Consider the following 20,638-nt stretch of genomic DNA (forward strand, 5'->3'; position numbering starts at 1 on the left):
ACTGCCTGACAAGTTTGAGCTTTAATTGCTCGCTATGCTTCGCCATAAAAAACACCCCAAATTGTTGGACGGGTGTCCAACTTTTGGGGTGCAGTTCAATGCGGGGCTTTTTCTTTTAAAGCGATGCGACTCAAACTCCCCGAGTTTTCCCTTTGAAACTCGCCGACCAATGCATGGCAGGCCGTTCCACGAGCATATAAAACACGAACGCCACACCCACCGGCGCGATCATGCAAACGAACGAAGGCCATATCGCGGTCTGCAAGGTCGATCGGAACAACAGCGATCCAAGGAAAATCAAAATCGGAATATGCACGATGTACAGCGAAAAACTGAACTCGCCAAGCCAGGAAAAACCGCGCACCGGCAAGGAATTGCGCATAGGTTTATCGAGTACCTGATACAGATAAAGCGCGAACGCCACCGCCCAAAACTGGAACGCCAGATATTGCGAGAACTGGAACGCGCCGCATCCGAGCAACGCAACCACGATCGCCAAACCCAGCAGCTTCCACGATCCCTTCGGCGACCTGACCGCATCCGGCGCGGCTTTCGCTTCGGCAATCCACGCGCCGAGCGTCCACGAGAACCAGTATGAAGCGAACAGGATGATCTCGTGACGCTCGAACACGAGCGCCGACACTACGTTGACCATACCCACGCTCACGAGCACGGCTTTCATCCCGATCCGGCGACGCAACGCAATCAGCAACGGATACACGAGATAGAACTGCACTTCGAGCGACAGCGTCCACAGCGCGCCGTTCGATCCGAACGTCCCGCCTGCCACGCCTTGCAGCGAAAGCAGATTGACGATGAACACATGCAGATCCATCGTGCCGATCTTCGGGCTGACCGGCGAAAATCCGCGGCTCCATGAATCGAGCACGTACGTCAGCACCAGCGCCGCGAGCAGCACGGGATAGATCCGCGCGAACCGCCGCATCATGAAGTTGCGGGTATCGAAGGGTGCGGACGGATTGGCGAGCAGCTTGCGCGCGGTTCCGCGATGAATACAGTAGCCGCTGATCACAAAGAAGATCGGCACGCCGGCCGAGCCCCAGGCAATCGGAAAGGTGAGGTAGCTGAAAAGCGTGTTGAGATCGAATCCGGCCGCCGTCCTGTGGAACTGCTGAATGCCAATCCACGTGATCTGGCGGCAATGGAAGTACGCGACCAGGAGCGCGGCGAAACCGCGCCATGCGTTGATGGCGATGTCCTTGTCTTCCACGCTGACCGTGGCTACCCGTTCCGGCGATACATGCAGCGAAGAACGCGCCGGATCGAGCAGGGAGGAGTCGCTCATTGAAAACCTCATGTCCGCGATGATTTGTTCGAATTAAGCGAGACCGGCCATTGCCCGGCGCTGCGTCGGCGATTGGGCGCGCTCACTCGGTGTGTGTCGTGAGTGTCATGTTAGTCCCGCAAATAATGGAAAAATATGCGCGGCAAACGGCGTTAAACATCTCGTCCTGCGCATCATCGGGAAAAAATCCGTTCGGGTCTGTTCGAAAGGCAACGAATTAATTCGGCTGGAACGGCGGCAATTATTTGTCGTTTTTTTTCTGATAACTTCGTTTCAAACCATTCAATAACAGGGTAACGCCATGGACATGCACGCACTCGCTGGTATTGCTGTTTTAGTGGTCCTCGCCGCGGTTTCGGCATATAGAGACGCGCTGCGCAACGACCCGATGTCGACAATGAATGCATCGGGCATTCGGTTTCCGCAATCCGACGACATTGAATAGATACACCCAGTCTGTACGAAACCGCACGAACGGCCGTTCGTGAGTCGATAAATAATCATTTGGGAAGCGCGCGATGCTGAAAGTCACCAAAGCCGTATTTCCTGTCGCCGGACTTGGGACGCGTTTCCTGCCCGCCACCAAGGCGAGTCCAAAGGAAATGTTGCCCGTCGTCGATAAACCGCTGATTCAATATGCCGTTGAAGAGGCAATCGCCGCCGGCATCACGGAAATGATTTTCGTGACCGGCCGAAGCAAGCGCGCAATTGAAGATCACTTCGATAAATCCTACGAGATCGAGGCGGAACTCGAGGCTCGCGGCAAGGAAGCGTTGCTCGACGTCGTGCGCAAGATCAAGCCGGCGAACGTGGATTGTTTCTACGTCCGCCAGCCGACGGCGCTCGGCCTTGGACATGCGGTTTTGTGCGCGGAAAAACTGATTGGCGACAACCCGTTCGCCGTGATTCTCGCCGACGATCTGCTTCACAGCGAAGAGCCGGTAATGAAGCAGCTAGTCGATGTCTTCAATCATTACCATAGCTCCGTGATCGGCGTGGAGCGCATCAATCGCATCGACAGTGCGTCGTACGGCGTGATTGAAGGGCGGGAATGGGAAGAGGACATCATCAAGTTGTCCGGCATCGTGGAGAAACCGCAACCGGCGCTGGCGCCTTCCAATCTCGGCGTGGTCGGGCGCTATGTTTTCATGCCCGGCATTTTCTCGCACCTTCGCGCGACGCCGCCGGGAAGCGGCGGTGAGATTCAACTGACCGATGCCATTGCGTCGCTGCTTTCTGCGGAACAGGTGCTGGCTTGCCGGTATTACGGCACGCGTTTCGATTGCGGCAGCAAGCTCGGGTATCTGAAGGCGACCGTGCAACTCGCGTTGCAACACCCGGAAGTGCGCGACGGTTTCGAGGCGTATTTGCGCGAATGCATGGCGGAGCTGATGCCGGCGCCCGTGATCGAGCAAATCGACCAGGCGGAATTGACGGTGCTCGAGTAACGTTTTGCCCGCAACATCTATGCGATCGGTGCGGGCAAAAGCAAGAATCAGAATTCAAGCCAGCGGCATAACCACGGCGAGTACGCGACCAGGATTTGCTGAATCGGTGCGTGGTGTCCGTAAGCAATCGTCGATACAACCAGCAGCCCGAGCCCGGCGAATATCGATCCGGTCATCTTGCGCGGCTGGCCAAAAAAACGCCGCAGGAAAAACAGCGCAACGCCGCTGCCGAGAAACCATCCGGCGACGACTTCGATTGGCGTGTGCGCATCCTGCACGACGCGGCAGAACCCGATCAACGCGCCGAGCGCCAGTCCCGCCGCGGCGCCAAGCCCGTACCATCCCGCACGCCAGCTGCCGGCGAGCAATCCGAACGTCACGCCCCATACCGCCGATGTCAGCATGGTATGGCCGCTGATCACGCGAAAGTCGAGCGAGCGGACTTCAATACCGCAGCCCGCGTAAAGAATCTTGTTGACCCCAACAATCGCCAGCGCTGCGCCGAGCGCTGCGATCCAGACCAGCGCCTCGCGCTTGTCGGTTGCCCGCAGCCAGATCGCGCATCCCGCTGCAACCGGAATGGTCACCGCCACATCACCGAGATTGGTGAAGATGCCCAGCAAAGTGGTAATCGTCATGCTTCCCCCGAAAAGCGCGCGCCGTGCTGCGACCGAAACGTCGCGCACGGCTTGTCGCGCTGTGCTTTTACATCGTATTTATTTACTCTTCCGCTACTTTCCTGCGCCCGGCAAGGCGGTATTCCGTCGGCGATATCGACAAGCGTTTGCGGAAGATCTTCGCCAGTCCGTCGCCGCTTCCCGCGCCGCATCGACGAGCGATTTTATCGACGGGCAAGTCGGTCGCCGCGAGCAACATGCAACTCGCGTCCAACCGCGCGCGCAATAAATATTCCGATGGCGTCAGCCCGATCTGCGCCTTGAACCGGCGCAGGAAATTACGTTCGCTCATGGCTGCAACGCGCGCTGCATCGGCAATGGAAATGGGGCGGATGTAGTTCTCGCGCATCCAGCGCGCGGCTGCGTCGATCTTTTGCCGCACGCCGCCTGCGTCCGTGTCTTCGAGCACCGCGGACAATTTCGACCACGCGCCGGGGATCGATCGCTCCGATACCTCCCGCGCGAGCGCCGGACCGTAGTCGCGCTTGATGATGGACAACGCGGCGGCGATCGGACCCTTGGGGTCGTCGAGCGTGAGCGTCTGTTCCGCGATGAACAACGAACTCGTCAACGCGGACGCCGCAGCCGGGTCCTCGAAATCGGGCGCACGATTTTGCAACGACAGGTTCGCCGCGGCGAGGATCTGCGAGCCTTCGCCGATCGCTTTCACGAACGAGATCTTCGGCGCGACGCGGCTCAGGCGCCGCAGCAATTGTGCGTCGAGCTTCGCACGCTGTGCGCCTTCTCCGCCTGCAATGAAAAGCGCGTCGCAATCGCTCATCCAGCGGGTATCGAGGCTTTCGGTCCAGATGCGCATGGAGCAACTGCTGGCAACGCTGCCACCATCGCTCGATAAAAACAGCAGCGCGTAATCCGGCGTCACGCCGCCCTTGATCGCGGCCGCATCCGATATTTCATGGATCTCGTTGGCGAGAGAAAATACTTCGGAAATCGAACTGACTTCGACAAGCGAAAAATCCTCGAAGATCAGAATGCCGATTCGCTTGGGCGCCGGCGTGCCTTCGAGTCTGGCTTCGTGCATAACGTCCTGCATTGCGTGGTTGGCGGTTTCGTTTGCCGGGTCGTGGCCGTCAGCGGACGCTTGGTCAGCGGACAGATCCTGTTCGCTTGCATCGTGCGCGAGTGCGGCATCCGCACCAGTCGGGCGCACGATCTGCAACCGGCTCATGCCATTGGCGTGTCCCATCAACTTTCTCCGTTGTCGGTCAGAGCGGCGGGTATTTGGTCTCGTATGCGTCGCACTATACGCGGCGAGATTGATGCGTCATGTCAGTCGTCTGAAAAGCACGAGATGTTGGCAGATGGTTTCGATATTCGAGTAATAAGCTGGCCCTAAGTGATCGAAATAGCGACCTTCGCAGCGTGAGCACACGAAGCGTTCGCCAGGCCACACAGGTTATGCGGGCCACACATCACGGTCACATTCACAAGAAATCCAGGCCCGTTAGCGAGCGCCGGAAAAACAAGGGGCGGATATGCTGAAAGTACGCAAGGCGGTGTTTCCCGTCGCTGGACTGGGCACGCGGTTTCTTCCCGCGACCAAGGCAAGTCCAAAAGAAATGCTGCCCATCGTCGATAAACCGCTGATCCAGCACGCGGTGGAAGAAGCGGTCGCCGCCGGCATCACCGAGATGATCTTCGTCACGGGCCGCGGCAAACGCGCCATAGAAGATCACTTCGACAAGTCATACGAAATCGAGAGCGAACTCGAGGCGCGCGGCAAACAAGCCTTGCTCGATCTCGTGCGCAACATCAAGCCCTCGCACGTGGACTGCGTGTACGTGCGTCAGGCTGAACCGCTGGGTCTGGGCCATGCCGTGCTGTGCGCCGAGAAGCTGATCGGCAACGAGCCGTTCGCCGTGATGCTCGCCGACGATCTGCTCGACGGCGAGCCGCCCGTCATGGCGCAGATGGTGGAAGTGTTCAATCGATATCACTCGTCGGTGCTGGGCGTTGAAGAGATCGATCGGAGCGAATCGGGCTCGTATGGTGTGATCGATGGCCGGCAATGGGACGATCATCTTTTCAAGATTGCGCGCGTGGTCGAGAAGCCCGAACCGGCACTGGCGCCTTCGAATCTCGGCGTGGTCGGGCGCTACGTGTTGATGCCGCGCATCTTCCAGCATCTGCGCACGCAGAAGCCGGGCGCGGGCGGCGAGATCCAGTTGACCGATGCCATCCAGTCCCTGCTCGCCGATGAACAGGTGCTTGCATACAGATACAAGGGCCAGCGTTTCGATTGCGGCAGCAAGCTCGGCTACCTGAAAGCGACCGTTGAATTCGCATTGCGTCACCCGGAAGTGGCGCAGCAGTTCGGGGCGTATCTGCAGGCATTTCTTGCGAGCCGTCGTCCTGTTCCTGAAGTCGAAGCAGAGGCCGGAGTAGCGGCCGAAGACGATCCGCTTGAAGAAACGCCAGAACTCGCAATCGATACCGAATGACGACGTCGCCGGACTTTTGTTAGCTGCAGGCAAGTCCGGCCGTGGCGGGGACACGAAATCAATTGCAGCAAGTACCGTGTTGTAAGTAGCGCTAGCCCCCCGGTGCGCGCTATGGTCTTTAGCCCGCCTCGCGCGGGCTTTTTTTGTTCGCGGGGCAAATAAAAAAGCGGCTCGGTGAGCCGCTGGTCATTATTCAAACCAACTTCCGATGCATTACCGAAAATAAGCCTTGGCGTTCGGATGCACGTCGTCGCGACTGAGCACTTCGGTGCGCATCAGCCATGCGTAACCGCTGTGCTGATCGAAGCGGCCAATGGGCACGGCGCCGCCCAGCGTGATGGAATAGGCGAGCACCACATAGTGCGTCGTGATGCCCGCAGCGCCGGCGAAGTTTTCATCGTAGTGATGTTCGAACACGCCGAACAAACGCGAGGCCGAACGTTGAACGCTGGCTATTCCCAGTTCGTCGCGCACCACGCGCGTGAACGCGGCATCGAGTGTCTCGCCTTTCATCACGCGGCCGCCGGGCACAAACCACGAACCTTGCGCCGGACGGTTGCGGCGCTGTCCAAGCAGCACGCGGCGATTGCCGTCGGTTACGATCAGGTCGATGGACACCAGCGGCGTCAAGCGAACGACATCGAGGAAATCGGCTTCATCGAGATGAGCGGCGTGCAACGATGCCGGCGATTTGATCTGTTGCTGGGAGCCGTCTGTCTCGGCGATTGCGGAAAACGAAGAAAGATCTGTCACGCTTTATGTACCTCAGTCAGGGTCGTTGTTCTTGAAAAGGCGTGTGCAGATACCGCTTACCAGAAACAGGATCAACGCGATCAGCGCGCATACGGCCATTCCCCCGCCGAGCATCGCGACGACGAGCATCGTCATCAAACGCAAGCCGTCCATGATCTATCCGAATGGGCTTGGAACTGTCGCGCCATCGCTTGGCAACGCAAAGTTTTCCAGTGCGCCTGCGACGGCCCCGGCACTTTATGCAGGGCAGTTCAGTGTAGCGCGCGCCCTGAGCCGCCGTACTGCCGATGGACTGGCAGAAACCGACGAAAGATCGTGTTTGTAAGCCATCCGCAATTCATCCCAGGTCGTGGGATAGCAAAGGCGTGTGCTCGGGGCGAATGGCGTCCGAAGGGTCGGCGGTGTCGGGCGGACACGCGGTCATCACGGTTGCGCATCCGAGCAACACGGCGAAAAGAAGATTGTTTGCGAACGACGAGGTGCGCGACGTGTCTTGCAGGTTCATGGCGATATCAACGGCACGGGCCGTTGCCTTAAATGATCATGGAGAGATCGAATTTAAGGGCCATCGAAAGATGAAACCGTCGGAGCTTTCGTAAAGACCCGGCGGTTTCACCGAAACAGATTGAAACGCGAACGTAGATAAACCTACCTGGCGACGTATCCCTCGGGCACGTCGACGTTTTGCTTCATCACATCGGCGTTTTGTGAAATCACGTACACGGGTGCTTCCGTGAGCGTCAATGCAACCCGGCCGTTTGCGTAAGGCAATGTGGATGGATTGCCCATCATGTCGAGCACGGTAAGTGTTCCCGATGAACCCGGTGCATCGACGGCAAGCGAATAACGCACGCCGCGCGTCGCGCTGAAGCCCGATGCGCCGGGCCACGCGGCGTTGTCGTGCGTCCATAGCGCGGTGACAACCTTGCCGCCATTCAGCCGCTGGAACGCGTAGGCATAAACGCCTGGCGGCGCGTCCTTGATGTGACCCAGCGTGTTCGTGCCGTCTATGACGCGCGTCATGGCGGCCACGCCCATTGCGGCGGGTTTCGGGCTGATCTGCGTCTGGCCGAAGCCGCCTTCCGCATTCACGAGATCGAAGAAAATGCCATAGCCGGGTTCGGGCGGATCGGTTGCATAAAAGATGTAGCTCATGTCGGCGCCCTCGCCGAGGAGGATCAAATGCAGCCGTGCAACCAGCGCGCCCTGCGCATACAAAACATTAGCCGATGGCGTTGAAGGTCCGTACTTCGTGCCGATGTCGTAACTGATTCCGGACTCCGTAATGAAGAGTTTCGCGCCGGGCTTGAGCATTTGCGTCATGGTGTGGCGCAACGCGCGCATCACGGCGGGCAGGCTTTGCGCGGCTTTTGTTGGATCGGTGTTGCCCGCCATGCGTTCTGGCGGATGCGATGGCGACGTGCCGACGTCGTAGTAACCGTGCGCGCTCACGCCATCGATATATTTGGCAAGCCCAAGCGGTGCGAGCCGGTTCAGCCACTCGGTGTTTTTCCCCAGCGACGACAGCGTCAGCCCCATGACCACCGCATGCGGATCGGTCGCGTGGATGGATTCGTACGTGGCCTTGTACATGGCGACGAGATTGGCGTCGGAATCGCGCCACGGAAGGCCGCCTTCGTAGTCGGGTTCCCAGCTCACCTGGTAGTAGTTGCTCGCTTGCGTCGGAAACACGGTCGAGCGCACGCGGTTCGACTCTTCGCCTACGCGTTTCATGTAGGCGCTGTAATCGGCGAGGGAGGAGGGCGCGTAGCTGTGCGTGTCCTTGCCGGTCTTGTTCGCCCAGCCGGGAATGCCGTCGAGCTGGATCAGGCGCAACAGGTCGCCCGGTTTGAAGAATGGCTGGAGATTGTCGGCGGCGGCATTGAAGGTGTTCGGCGCCTTGGGCTCCGTCATGTACCAGTTGCGGTTGTCGTTCACCCAGGTGAGGCCGAGGTCGGGGTAAAGAGGCCGATAGCCATCGCCGGAACAGCACGACTGGCCCGGCCGCAAATACGCCGCGCCCTGGCCGCCGAAGCGATGCAGATCGGCGTTCTTATAGGCGACCGGCGGCAGCACGGCGGTGAGATCGGGCAGCACGCCAAACGTTGCGATGCCCGCTGGCCGCGTGCCTTTCGAGGGCAACGTGACCGGTGATCCATTGGCGAGCTCGAGCCGCGCCGAAATGGCGAAATAACCGGCCGCTTGCGATGTGCATCGAATGGATGAGCCGTGCGTGCCCGGCGTGACGGCAATGCGGCCGCTCGCCTTCACTGTGTTCCATGCGTCCTGGATCTGCCAGACGAGGACGCCGGCAGATTTCGCTCGCGTGGTCAGCGTGACGTCGAACGGCTTGCGCAAAGAAAACATGCGGGTGCCGTTGCTGCCGGGTGTATCGGCTTCCACGCTTTCAGCCGCTGGACTTGAACCGGGGATTTCAACGGGAGCGGCGGGCGTGCATTGCATGGCGAGCGCAGTGGATGGAGGCGGCGCATCCGCGACAAAGCGCGCGGCAGCGGCACTCGTTTTCGCCTCTGCTTCGACCCAGCAACGCTTGGTCGCGCCGGGAGCGGGGTCGTCGAACACGCCGTTATCGCAGCCCGTGCCACCGGTGAATGTCTTGACCGTGTGTTTTTCGGGCGTGCCGTACAGCACTTTTTTCGCACCATCGAACGAGCATCGCTCGTATTCCGCCGCGCACGGTGTCCACGAAGCGCCGTCGATCTTGACCGAATCCTCGGCTGCTCCTGCTTCCTGGCTGGCGGCCGGCTCGCCTCGGCAACTCGATACAACCAGTGCCAAAACGCAGATCAGCGCGATCCTCGTGCTCCGGGCGAACGTGCGTACCGCACGCGCCGGTTGTGGTGTCGATGTTGTTTTCATTACGCCCCGAAGAATCAAAGCCGGGTGGTCCGATGACAGCCTCAGTGTTTCCACCGATGAAAAGGCCGCCTCGCCACCTTCGTGCTACTTGAATGAAACGTTTTCGGCCGGTTTGCCGCCCTGTGCTCGGTCTCGCCGGAAAGCTGCAAACTTTCGATGCCGCAACGCAGCAAAAAGGGTCGCGTTCGAATGGCTGCCACCGCCTGGCGAGACGCCGCGCCCCGTCGAACAAGGCTTCCGATTGCGCTGAGGATAGGCGAGGCGAAACAATCGCGCCAGTCATCGCGATGAACGTTGGCGGATGCTCACTGCATCGGACCGTCCGACCGTATATGGCTGGCGGGATTGCGCGACTAAGTGGCTGATCTGGCGTGGCCGGAACACGCTGGGCTGTAAGGAAAGCCGCGTAACTAATCTGTATCAAAACGTACTGCCCGCCAAAGTGCGGGTTCCTGAGGCGGATGCGGATGCGAGATCACGACATGGTGGATGCATACCGGTTCGTACAGGTGGTATTCGACTGGTTGAACGGTCCCGGACTGATTCGCCACACGACAGCGGTTTTGCGCCAATACGCGTTCACATTTGATGCGCATTGAGCTAGCCGAAGCCTGTTTCTGCAAGGGTTATTGCCTTCCGGCGCTGTTTTCTGAGCGCATTCCTTAATCTCATAGGATTAATCGATTTCGTTGCTCATATGAAACGCGATTATCCGGAATTTATCGCGTATGAGAATGTATGTGCGCCACCGCACGTTAGTCGCGCTCGTTGTTAATTGGAAGACGCCAATAAAGACGCTCTTTAAAGCTTGTAAATTAATTTGAAGTGGTTTTCCGAGTAACGCGTCTGATGGCTAAAACCCCTTGTTCTAATGGAGTAATTCGTTAATCCCACTTTTTGGCGTTTCACGGACGAAACGTTTTTGCTGGTCAGTGTCGGCATCACCTTGATAGGCAAGCCAATGGCACGCCGGAAAGCCACGCCGCGTGCGGCTTTGGAAACCGCGCGGACCGTTGATTTGTATGACGTTGGCAGGTTTTGACTGCTCTGTCCGATATGCGCTACTCGTTCTCATGGCACTCGTCTTGCAATGTCCCATCCGAAAATCAAATCACCCTCGGCCTGTTTCGTTGTGTTTAAAGCGAACGGCCGTATTAGAAAAAGGGTGAATGATGGCCAGCGCACGCATTGAAAGGATTTGAATGGCGACGCCGGAATTTTTCCGCCAACATCTCGCTACTTTCAGTCACGACAACCTAATAAAACTTGAGGGTGTCTATGATGCACCGCAATGAGAACGCACTATCCAATCATGTTGGATTTAACAAGTTCGCAGGGGAATGCCATGCCTTACGCCAGTCTTGAACCCGCCGTGATGGGCTGGCTGCAACCGGCTCCCAGAAGCACGCAAGCCGAGATCCGCCGCATCGCGATCCTTTTGTACGAAGGATTTTCCTTGCTCGGCGCCGGAATCGTCGCGGAGGTTTTCCATGTCGCCAACGAACTGGCGGTTTTGAAGGCACGCAACGACTGGAATTACGACGTGCGTTTCCTTTCAGTCGAAGGCGGCAACGTGGCGTGTTCGTCGTCGGTGCGGGTGTGGACCGACGGACTCGATGCACGCCACTACGGCGGTTTCGACGCACTGTTCGTGGCCGGCGGCAAGGGCGCCGACAACGCTGCGGGCGACGAACGCATTGTCGAATGGCTGCGTCGGGTTCATTCGAAGACCACCGTGGTCAAGTCGATAGCCGAAGGACGCAAGGTGCTCGACGCGGCCGGCATTGGTCACGCGGCGGAATCGCAAATCCGCATCGGACATTCGATGATGAACGCGGTCCGCGAGGAACAGGCGAGCGAAGCGGGCGACCGGTACGAATCCATGAAAGGCGCGCTGCTGATGATCAAGCGCGATCTGGGCGTGGACGTGGCGCGCGGTGTCGCGGAACGTCTGATGCCGGGCTCGGCTTCGAAGCTGGTGCCGTTGCTCGGCGACAGCGGAACGGCTTCCGCCGGCGACAAGATCCGCGCAGCTGCCCGCTGGTTGCAGGACAACTGCGAACGGCCCATATCCGTAGTCGATGCCGCGCAAGTGGCGGCCATGAGCGAGCGCAACTTCCTGCGCCGTTTCAAGATCGAGATGGGTATCACGCCGTCGGACTATCTGCTTCAAGCGCGCCTTGCTGTGACCTGCACGCTGCTTACCGATTCCGAATTGCCGGTCGACAAGATCGCGCGGCGCAGCGGCATGGGAAATGGCGATCGTCTCGCCAAGATCTTCCGCAAGCGCCTTCTTATTTCGCCCACCGAGTACCGGATGCAAAGCCGCCGCGACGCGGGCGTCTGATCAACACAGGCCATAGACGTGCAGGACGGCTCGAACCGAGCCGCGCTGGATTATCGGTGCAGCGAGCGCAAACCATATTGCGTCGCTACGCCCGGGGAAGACGTTCAAGAACATAGGATTACTAAAATGAACTCGAAGATGGGGCAAGAAGAGGGAGTCGTGCTCATGAGCGCGAAAGGTGTGTCGAGTGACTGCCGGCGTCTCGTTCAGGTCGTTCTGGCCGGAGGATCGGGCACGCGTCTGTGGCCTGTATCGCGCGAAAACTTCCCGAAGCAACTGATTGGCGTCGTGGGCGCCGAGTCCTTGCTGCAAGCAACCGTATTGCGCATGAAGGGTTTTCCCTCTGTCTGGGATGTCGCCGCCGAGCCCGTGATTGTCTGCGGCGAAGAACACCGCTTTGCTACGGCCGAGCAGATTCGCGACAGCGGCGTGAGCGCGCGCATTGTGGTTGAACCGGCGCGACGCGATACCGCGCCCGCTCTCACGCTCGCGGCGCTGACCGCTTGCGCCGACGGTCAGGACGCGATTCTCGTTGCCATGCCGGCCGATCACGCGATCGCGGACGTGCCCGCACTGCATGCCGCCATCGATACAGCCGCACGTCACGCGCAAGCCGGCGAGATCGCCACGCTCGGCATTCCGCCGACACGTCCGGACACGGGTTTCGGCTATATCCGCCTGGGCGATGCACTTGATGACGGCGCGCATCGAATCGACCGGTTTGTCGAAAAGCCGGCTGCGGAACTCGCCGCGCAATACGTGGCTTCCGGTAATTTTTGGTGGAACAGCGGCATCTTCGTGGTGCGTGCATCGGTATGGCTTGCCGCCCTCGAAAAGCTCCAGCCGGAGATGTACGCGGCATGTGTCTTGTCGCACGAACAAGCGAATAACACTGACGAATACTTGCGTCCATGCGCTGCATCGTTTCAGAAATCGCCATCTGACTCCATCGACTACGCCGTGATGGAGCACCTGGGCAAGCCCGATTCGCCGTTCATGGGCGTGGTCGTGCCGCTTCAGGCGGGCTGGTCCGATCTCGGTTCCTGGGATGCGGTCTGGGATGCGATGGACAAGGACGATGAAGGCAACGCATCGACCGGACGCGTGTTGTTCGAAGGATCGACCGCGAGTTATGCGCGTTCGGAAGGGGGCAGGCTGGTTGCGTGTGTGGGGACGAACAACCTGATCGTGATCGAAACCGACGACGCTGTTCTTGTAGCCGACCGTTCGCGCGTTCAGGACATCAAGGGCCTCGTGTCGCGGATCAAGCGCGAGAAGGCGCCCGAAGCCGATACACACAGAAAGGTTCGCCGTCCCTGGGGTTTCTACGATTCCATCGACCATGGCGAGCGTTTCCAGGTCAAGCGCATCGTGGTGAATCCGGGTGCGCGCCTGTCGCTGCAAATGCATCACCACCGCGCGGAACATTGGATTGTTGTAAGCGGCACGGCGCTCGTGACGCGCGGAGAAGAAGAGTTTCTGCTGAGCGAAAACGAATCGACCTACATCCCGCTCGGTGTGCGTCATCGCCTGGAAAACCCGGGTCGCGTGCCGCTCGAAATCATTGAAGTGCAGTCAGGGACCTACCTCGGCGAAGACGACATCGTCAGATTCGACGACAAGTATGGCCGGTGCAGCTAATTAACCGTCAAGCGAAAGATTTGAGCGGTTCGGGGAGAATAAAAATGCGCGGAATGACCAACCTGCTGGCGAGACTGTTCGACGTCGCGATGATCGTGGCGGGCGCGCTCGTGGCGTCGCAAATCCGTTTCGACGATGTCTCGCAACGAAGCTTTTACCTGGCGTTCGTGGCCTTCGCGGCGGCGTTTTCGCTTGCCGTGTTTCCGGCACTCGGCGTGTACGAGTCGTGGCGCGGGCGCTCCAAGAGTGCGCTTGCCGGACAGGTCGCGCTGAGCTGGCTCATCGTGCAGGCGTGCGCGATGGTGCTGATGTTCTCGCTTCATCGCATCGACTTCGTGTCGCGTCTCTGGTTCGCTTACTGGACCGGAATGGCCGGCGCGGGAATGATCGCGGGCCGCATGGTGACGCATACGGTGCTAGGCCGGGTTCGCAACGCAGGGCTGAATCTGAAGCAGGTTGCGGTTGCCGGTTGTGGTGAACATTGCGACGAGATCGTGCGCAAGATCGACTTGGCGCCTGCTGCGGGTTTTCGTGCAACGGCGGCTTATAACGTGCAGTCCGGCGCAAAGATGAATACCCGCGTGCCGGTGTTCGAAGATCACGATGCATTTGCCAACTATGTCCGTACGCAGAACGTGGGTGAAGTGTGGCTTGCACTGCCGCTGACCGAAGAACGCACGATCCTCAAGCTCGTCGATGAATTCCGCAACGACCTGGTCAATATTCGTTTCATGCCGGACGTGCGCACGCTTTCGTTGTTCGAAGGCAGCGTGACGAACCTGCTGGGCGTGCCGACCATCAACCTCGCTGCGTCGCCTTTGCCGCCGAATGCGTTGCTGCAAAAAGAGATCTTCGATCGCGTGTTCGCAGCAGCCGCGCTGATTGCCGTGGCGCCGGTCATGATCGCTTGCGCAATTGCCGTGAAGGTCACCTCACGCGGCCCGGTGTTCTTCAAGCAACGCAGAAAGGGCGCCGATGGCCGCGTTTTCAGCATCTATAAATTCCGCTCCATGCGCATGCACGTGGAGAAGGAAGGTGAGTTGCGGCAGGCCACGCGCAACGATCCCCGCATCACACGTGTCGGTGCGTTCCTGCGCCGCACGAGCCTCGACGAGTTGCCGCAATTCTTCAATGTACTGCGCGGCGACATGTCGGTGGTAGGACCGCGTCCGCATGCACTGGAGCACGACGATCTTTATCAGAAGGTTGTCTCGGGTTACATCCATCGCTACCGGATCAAGCCTGGCATCACCGGCTGGGCCCAGGTCAACGGGTTTCGCGGCGAGACTGATCGCATCGAGAAAATGGAGGGACGCGTCGCACACGATTTGTACTACTTGGGTAACTGGTCGTTCGGACTCGATATGAAAATTATCTTTGCGACGATCTTCAAAGGTTTGCGCCACACCAACGCTTATTGAAGCAGGGGACGACAACATGAACAGCCAACAAATATCCGGTGCCACGGCGCCGAACAAAAACAGCCATGCCGTGCCTGGAACGCGTGTGGCCCTTTCCCTCGCGATCGCTGCCATGCTGTCCGCATGTTCGCTGGCTCCGGGCCAGCACATGATCGAGCCGGCTGCGTTGCCTGTGACGAGCGCCGACAACGGCGACGTCACGAGCGACATCCAGATCCCGATCAAGCAGATCGACTTGACGCTGATCCGCCAGATTCGCGCGGAACAGAAGAGCATGGACAAAACTGCGAGCCAGCTGGGTCTGTTCGCCAAGGCGACTGGCTACAAGCTCGGACCGGGCGACGTGCTGCAGATCACGGTATGGGATCACCCTGAACTCGCGGCCGCAGTTGGCCAGCCGGCGCAGAACACCAAGACGTCGGACGCAGCGCCTGGCTTCGTGGTGGATAGCGAAGGCAACGTGCAGTTCCCGTACGTGAACCGTGCAATCCATGCATCGGGCAAGACGGCCGAGCAGATCCAGCGCGAGATTTATGGCGAGTTGAGCAAGGTATTCGTGAAGCCGCAAGTTACGGTTCGCGTGGCTTCGTTCCGCTCGTCGCAGGTTTATGTCGATGGCGACGTGCGTGCACCTGGCGCACAGACCGTCAACGACATCCCGATGACGCTTACCGAAGCGGTCAACCGCGCGGGTGGTTTTGCACCGACGGCCGATCAAAGCCGCGTGACGATCACCCGCAACGGCACGGCGTACCCGGTGAACGTTGCCCAGATGATGAAAAACGGCAAGAACCCCGCCGACATCATGCTGCAACCGGGCGACATGCTGCATGTGGACGCACGCGAAGACAACACGGTCTACGTGATGGGCGAAGTGAACAAACCCGCGCCGGTTCCGCCGCTGCGCGACGGCACGCTCACGCTTGCCGAAGCGCTTGCGCAAGCGGGTCAGCTGAACCAGGAAACGTCGAATCCGAAGCAGTTGTTCGTGCTGCGCTCGACTGCCGGCGACACGCCGGTGATCTATCGCCTGGATGCACGTTCGCCGGTTTCCATGCTGCTTGCCAACCAGTTCCCGCTCGAGTCGAAGGACATTGTCTATGTCGATAACAGCGGCCTGGTCCGTGCAAACCGCGTGCTGAATCTTTTCCTGCCGGCAATCAACGCGGGCCTGACTGCCGCGATCGTTACCAAGTAGTCATTGAAGCTGTGTCCGGCGCCGTCCTCTTTAAAAGGCGCCGGCGCGTTTCGTTTGATCGTGTGATCGTTTGAGTGAGCGACAAAAATGGCCATCAATTTTGAAAACCGCTATGCGGATGTAGTGTCGACGGGGGACGAGCTGCGCTTGTCCGACTACCTGGCGGCCATCTTGGGGAGCTGGCGGATCATTGTTATGGTCACGCTCGCAGTGCTGCTGCTCGGCACGGCCTACGCGTTCATTGCGCCGCCGGTGTATCGCGCCGACGCAATGATCCAGGTCACTGAAAGCCAGGCTGGTGCCAACAACAATAACAATGCGAACGCGGTGCAGACCGTATCGCAGATGTTCGACGCGAAGTCGACGACCGCTGCCGAAATCGAGCTGCTGCGCTCGCGGCTCGTGGTCGAAGATACGGTCAACAAGTTGCATCTGGATATCACGGCGCGTCCGCGTTATTTCCCGATCGTCGGCGGCCTGATAGGCGACATTCTCGGCGCACGCAATGGCCAGGCGCCGGTGAGCTGGCTGTCGGGTTTTGCATGGGGTAACGAAAGCATCTCGGTGCCGAAGTTCGACACGCCGAAAGAAGCCTACGACAAGACGTACATCCTGACGGCAGGCGAAGGCGGCAGCTACGTCCTTAGCGATCCTGACGGCATCGCGATCCTGAACGGCAAGGTCGGCCAGGAAGCGAACGGTTCGAGCGCGCTCGGTCCGGTGAGCTTGCTCGTCGAGCAGATGAACGGTGAGCCGGGCGCCAAGTTCGAACTGACGCGTGCATCGACGCTCGGCACCGTGGACGCCTTGCAAAAGCGCCTCACGGTCGCGGAGACCACGCTGCAGTCGGGCATCATCGCGTTGAGCCTCGAAGGTCATGACGCGAAGCTCACCTCGCAGATCGTGAACAACATCGCTCGCCGCTTCGTCCAGCAAGACATGGACACGCGTTCAGCTGAAGCCGGCAAGACGCTCGCGTTTCTCGAGCAACAGCTTCCGGAACTGCGCACGCAACTGGACCAGGCCGAGCAGAAGTACAACACCTTCCGTAACAAGCAAGGTACGGTCGATCTCGGCGAAGAAAGCCGCTTGCTGCTCCAGCAAGTCGTCGATAACAAGACGAAGCTGATGGACCTGCAACAGCAACGCGCTGAACTTTCGCAACGCTTCACGGCAAACCATCCGTCGGTCGCCGCGCTCGATGCACAGATCGGCGCACTGCAAGCCGCGCAAGGTTCGCTGACCAAGAACGTCTCCGTGCTGCCGGACACCGAGCAGACCGCGCTGCGTCTCTTGCGTGACGTTCGGGTGAACACCGAGCTCTACACGAACCTCTTGAACAGCGCGCAGCAGTTGCGTGTTGCCAAGGCGGGTCAGGTGGGCAACGTGCGTGTGGTCGATTTCGCTGAAGCCGCCGACGATCCTGTCCGTCCGAAGCGGCTGATCGTGATCTTGATCAGCCTGGGTACGGGCCTGGTGCTCGGCATTATCGTGGCGTTCATTCGCAAGTCGCTGTTCGGCGGCGTGGAACGTCCGGAAGAAATCGAGAACCGTCTTGGCGTGCGTGTGTTCGCCATCGTTCCGCGCAGCAACCAGCAGCTTCGCCTGCAACAGAAGGTCGGTTCGCGTAGTCAAGGCCTGCACGTGCTTGCCGCTACGTCGCCGGAAGACGCTGCAGTGGAAGGCATTCGCGGACTGCGTACCTCGCTGCAACTGCAAATGGCCGATGCACGCAACAACGTGGTCATGCTGACGGGCTCGCGTCCGGATGCCGGCAAGTCGTTCCTCTCGGTCAACCTGGCAACGCTGGTGGCATCGACACGAAAACGCGTGCTGCTGATCGACGGCGACATGCGCCGCGGCGACGTGCACTCGCATTTCGGCGTGCGCCATATGCCGGGCTTGTCGGACGTGCTGATGGGTTCGGATATTGAAGCGGCTGTTTTGCACGACGTGTTGCCGGGCGTCGACCTGTTGACCAAGGGTTCGCTGCCGTCGCATCCGTCCGAATTGCTGATGAGCGACCGCATGCACGAAGTGCTCGAATTCCTCAAGCACAAGTACGACCTCGTGATCATCGATACCCCGCCGGTACTCGCCGTCACCGACGCCACCGTGATCGGCAAGCATGCCGGCACGAGCCTGCTGGTGGTGCGCCATGGCCGCAATCAGGTCGAGGAAATCGGCGAAACCATGAAGCGCCTGCAGCACGGTGGCGTGAACATGAAGGGTGTGCTTCTCACCGACGTGCCGCAATCGAAACTGATGTCGGGCAGTTCCTATACCAACTACTACGGCTACGAGAGCATCCCTGAGTGATGCCCTGGACACGCTGACGCCGCGGCGCGCGGGACGCGCCACTTTCACGAGAAAGACGAGAGGCACAAGATGAAACACAAGGTCGCTTTGATTACCGGCGTTACGGGACAGGACGGGTCCTATCTGGCTCAGTTGTTGTTGGAAAAAGGCTATGAGGTGCACGGCATCAAGCGTCGTAGCTCGCTCTTCAACACGGATCGCATCGACCATCTCTACAGCGATCCGCATGAAGACGGCCCGAAGCTGGTGCTGCATCACGGGGACCTGACGGATACGTCCAGCATCATGCATATCGTGCAGCGCACCGAGCCGGACGAGATCTATAACCTGGGCGCGCAAAGCCACGTGCAGGTGTCGTTCGAAGAGCCGGAATACACGGCGAATGCCGATGGCCTCGGTGCATTGCGCATCCTCGAAGCCGTTCGCATTCTGGGCATGGAAAAGAAGGCGCGTTTTTATCAGGCATCGACGTCGGAACTGTATGGACTCGTGCAGGAATCGCCGCAACGCGAAACCACGCCGTTCTATCCGCGCAGTCCGTATGCAGCAGCGAAGCTCTACGCGTACTGGATGACGGTGAATTATCGCGAAGCGTATGGCATGTACGCGTGCAACGGCATCTTGTTCAATCACGAGTCGCCGGTGCGCGGCGAGACCTTCGTCACGCGCAAGATCACACGCGCCATGGCGCGTATCGCGGTCGGCATGCAGGCCAACATGTATCTCGGCAATCTGTCGGCGCTGCGCGACTGGGGTCATGCACGCGACTACGTTGAAATGCAATGGCTGATGCTGCAGCAGGATAAGCCGGAAGACTTCGTCATTGCAACGGGCGAACAGCACAGCGTGCGTGAGTTCGTGGTGCAGGCAGCGGCCGAGCTCGGCGTGCATCTGCGCTTCGAAGGCAAGGGCGTGGACGAAGTCGGTATCGTGGATCGGGTCGAAGGCCGCGAAACAAAACTCGTCAAGGGCGATGTGATCGTCCGCGTCGATCCGCGTTATTTCCGTCCCACTGAAGTTGAAACCTTGCTGGGCGACCCGTCGAAGGCGCACGCAAAACTAGGCTGGCGTCCCACGACGTCCTTCTCCGCGCTCGTCAAGGAGATGGTTCGCTCGGACTACCAGATCGCACGCCGTGACGCCCTCGTCACGATGGCCGGATTCAAAGCTCTTGAACACCACGAGTAAAAACATCATGGACAAAAACGCACGCATTTTTGTAGCGGGTCATCGGGGCATGGTCGGGTCCGCGCTGGTGCGCCGGCTCACCGACGCGGGGTATCGGAACATCATCACCCGCACGCGTTCGCAGCTCGACCTGACGGACCAGGTCGGCGTGAACATGTTCTTCGAGAAAGAGAGCATCGACGTGGTGATGCTCGCGGCCGCGAAGGTCGGCGGCATTCTGGCGAACTCGACGCTGCCGGCATCGTTCATCTACGAAAACCTGACGATCGAAACGAACGTGATCCATGCGGCATGCCGCTGGAATGTTTCGAAACTGGTGTTCTTTGGTTCGTCTTGTATCTATCCGAAGGCGTGTCCGCAGCCGATCAAGGAAGAGTACCTCCTGACCTCGGCGCTGGAGCCGACCAACGAGGCGTATGCCATCGCGAAGATCGCGGGGCTGAAGCTTTGCGAGGCTTATAACCGTCAGTACGGTTGCAAGTTCATCTCGCTGATGCCAACCAACCTCTACGGTCCGAACGACAACTACGATCTGAAAAGCAGCCATGTGTTGCCGGCCCTGATCCGCAAGGCGCACGAAGCCAAGCTGAATGGCGAAAGCACGTTGACGGTATGGGGATCGGGTACGCCGCGCCGTGAGTTCCTGCATGTGGACGACCTTGCGGGCGCCGCAGTCTTCCTGATGGAAAGCGCGCATGACGAAGGCGTGTTCAACGTGGGCGTGGGCGAAGACTTGTCTATCCGCGAGCTGGCGGAAACGGTTTGCCGCGTCGTCGGTTTCGAAGGTGAGCTCGTGTTCGACGCGACCAAGCCGGACGGCACGATGAGAAAGCTGCTTGATGTGTCCAAGCTCGGCAACATGGGATGGCTTGCATCGACGGGGCTCGAGCAAGGCATTCGCGCGACCTATCAGGACTTCTTGCAGCACTACGAGGCGTTGAGCCAGCAGCCGGCTCACGCATGAGGCCGGGGGTGCCTCATGCCTCGTGAAGTACACG

At 59.5% G+C, this 20,638-nt stretch carries 17 protein-coding genes; 10 read left to right on the forward strand and 7 right to left on the reverse strand.

Annotated elements, in window-relative coordinates:
• Positions 1 to 130 precede the first annotated feature (130 nt).
• On the reverse strand, positions 131 to 1,306 hold the full coding sequence (locus tag ASG35_RS13325) for an acyltransferase family protein (RefSeq protein WP_082508370.1): 1,176 nt from the start codon (positions 1,304 to 1,306) through the stop codon (positions 131 to 133).
• A 301-nt stretch (positions 1,307 to 1,607) separates the two neighbouring features.
• On the opposite strand from ASG35_RS13325, the gene ASG35_RS31920 reads away from it, so the two are divergent.
• Positions 1,608 to 1,751: a hypothetical protein gene (locus tag ASG35_RS31920; protein WP_200945727.1), complete on the forward strand. Its 144-nt coding sequence runs from the start codon at positions 1,608 to 1,610 to the stop codon at positions 1,749 to 1,751.
• A gap of 73 nt (positions 1,752 to 1,824) precedes the next feature.
• Positions 1,825 to 2,754, forward strand: a complete 930-nt coding sequence (gene galU, locus ASG35_RS13330; protein ID WP_056357714.1) for a UTP--glucose-1-phosphate uridylyltransferase GalU — start codon at positions 1,825 to 1,827, stop codon at positions 2,752 to 2,754.
• A gap of 47 nt (positions 2,755 to 2,801) precedes the next feature.
• Here galU (ASG35_RS13330) and ASG35_RS13335 read toward each other — a convergent pair whose 3' ends face one another.
• A complete protein-coding gene (locus ASG35_RS13335) occupies positions 2,802 to 3,392 on the reverse strand; it encodes a phosphatase PAP2 family protein (protein WP_056357754.1) in 591 nt (196 codons plus the stop codon).
• An 82-nt stretch (positions 3,393 to 3,474) separates the two neighbouring features.
• Positions 3,475 to 4,638: a GlxA family transcriptional regulator gene (locus ASG35_RS13340; RefSeq protein ID WP_235527544.1), complete on the reverse strand. Its 1,164-nt coding sequence runs from the start codon at positions 4,636 to 4,638 to the stop codon at positions 3,475 to 3,477.
• A 289-nt stretch (positions 4,639 to 4,927) separates the two neighbouring features.
• Between ASG35_RS13340 and galU (ASG35_RS13345) the strand changes: the two genes are divergently transcribed.
• On the forward strand, positions 4,928 to 5,893 hold the full coding sequence (gene galU, locus ASG35_RS13345; protein WP_082508371.1) for a UTP--glucose-1-phosphate uridylyltransferase GalU: 966 nt from the start codon (positions 4,928 to 4,930) through the stop codon (positions 5,891 to 5,893).
• A 213-nt stretch (positions 5,894 to 6,106) separates the two neighbouring features.
• Here the strand turns inward: galU (ASG35_RS13345) and ASG35_RS13350 are convergent, their stop codons facing one another.
• From ASG35_RS13350 to ASG35_RS13355, 4 genes are all read right to left on the reverse strand, one after another.
• The gene (locus ASG35_RS13350) at positions 6,107 to 6,571 is read right to left on the reverse strand and encodes a GDP-mannose mannosyl hydrolase (RefSeq protein WP_056357759.1); all 465 of its coding nucleotides are present in this window, start codon (positions 6,569 to 6,571) and stop codon (positions 6,107 to 6,109) included.
• An 87-nt stretch (positions 6,572 to 6,658) separates the two neighbouring features.
• Positions 6,659 to 6,799, reverse strand: coding sequence for a hypothetical protein (locus ASG35_RS31335; RefSeq protein WP_156393146.1), 141 nt, complete (start codon positions 6,797 to 6,799; stop codon positions 6,659 to 6,661).
• Positions 6,800 to 6,983: 184 nt separating this feature from the next.
• Complete coding sequence (locus ASG35_RS31340; RefSeq protein WP_156393147.1) at positions 6,984 to 7,151, reverse strand: hypothetical protein; 168 nt, start codon at positions 7,149 to 7,151, stop codon at positions 6,984 to 6,986.
• Positions 7,152 to 7,294: 143 nt separating this feature from the next.
• A complete protein-coding gene (locus tag ASG35_RS13355) occupies positions 7,295 to 9,526 on the reverse strand; it encodes a hypothetical protein (RefSeq protein WP_056357717.1) in 2,232 nt (743 codons plus the stop codon).
• 1,345 nt (positions 9,527 to 10,871) lie between these two features.
• On the opposite strand from ASG35_RS13355, the gene ASG35_RS13360 reads away from it, so the two are divergent.
• The 7 genes from ASG35_RS13360 to ASG35_RS13390 all read left to right on the forward strand — a co-directional run bounded on the left by ASG35_RS13360 (position 10,872) and on the right by ASG35_RS13390 (position 20,604).
• The gene (locus ASG35_RS13360; protein WP_056357721.1) at positions 10,872 to 11,873 is read left to right on the forward strand and encodes a GlxA family transcriptional regulator; all 1,002 of its coding nucleotides are present in this window, start codon (positions 10,872 to 10,874) and stop codon (positions 11,871 to 11,873) included.
• 165 nt (positions 11,874 to 12,038) lie between these two features.
• Positions 12,039 to 13,514, forward strand: coding sequence for a mannose-1-phosphate guanylyltransferase/mannose-6-phosphate isomerase (locus tag ASG35_RS13365; protein WP_235527545.1), 1,476 nt, complete (start codon positions 12,039 to 12,041; stop codon positions 13,512 to 13,514).
• A 44-nt stretch (positions 13,515 to 13,558) separates the two neighbouring features.
• Positions 13,559 to 14,935, forward strand: coding sequence for an undecaprenyl-phosphate glucose phosphotransferase (locus ASG35_RS13370; protein WP_056357727.1), 1,377 nt, complete (start codon positions 13,559 to 13,561; stop codon positions 14,933 to 14,935).
• A 16-nt stretch (positions 14,936 to 14,951) separates the two neighbouring features.
• The gene (locus ASG35_RS13375; protein ID WP_082508372.1) at positions 14,952 to 16,133 is read left to right on the forward strand and encodes a polysaccharide biosynthesis/export family protein; all 1,182 of its coding nucleotides are present in this window, start codon (positions 14,952 to 14,954) and stop codon (positions 16,131 to 16,133) included.
• Positions 16,134 to 16,220: 87 nt separating this feature from the next.
• On the forward strand, positions 16,221 to 18,452 hold the full coding sequence (locus ASG35_RS13380) for a polysaccharide biosynthesis tyrosine autokinase (protein WP_056357730.1): 2,232 nt from the start codon (positions 16,221 to 16,223) through the stop codon (positions 18,450 to 18,452).
• Between the two features lie 69 nt (positions 18,453 to 18,521).
• Positions 18,522 to 19,640, forward strand: coding sequence for a GDP-mannose 4,6-dehydratase (gmd, locus tag ASG35_RS13385; RefSeq protein WP_056357733.1), 1,119 nt, complete (start codon positions 18,522 to 18,524; stop codon positions 19,638 to 19,640).
• A gap of 7 nt (positions 19,641 to 19,647) precedes the next feature.
• Positions 19,648 to 20,604: a GDP-L-fucose synthase family protein gene (locus ASG35_RS13390; protein ID WP_056357736.1), complete on the forward strand. Its 957-nt coding sequence runs from the start codon at positions 19,648 to 19,650 to the stop codon at positions 20,602 to 20,604.
• Positions 20,605 to 20,638: the final 34 nt, after the last annotated feature.

This window comes from Burkholderia sp. Leaf177 (genome assembly GCF_001424345.1).
Classification (GTDB): Bacteria; Pseudomonadota; Gammaproteobacteria; order Burkholderiales; family Burkholderiaceae; genus Caballeronia.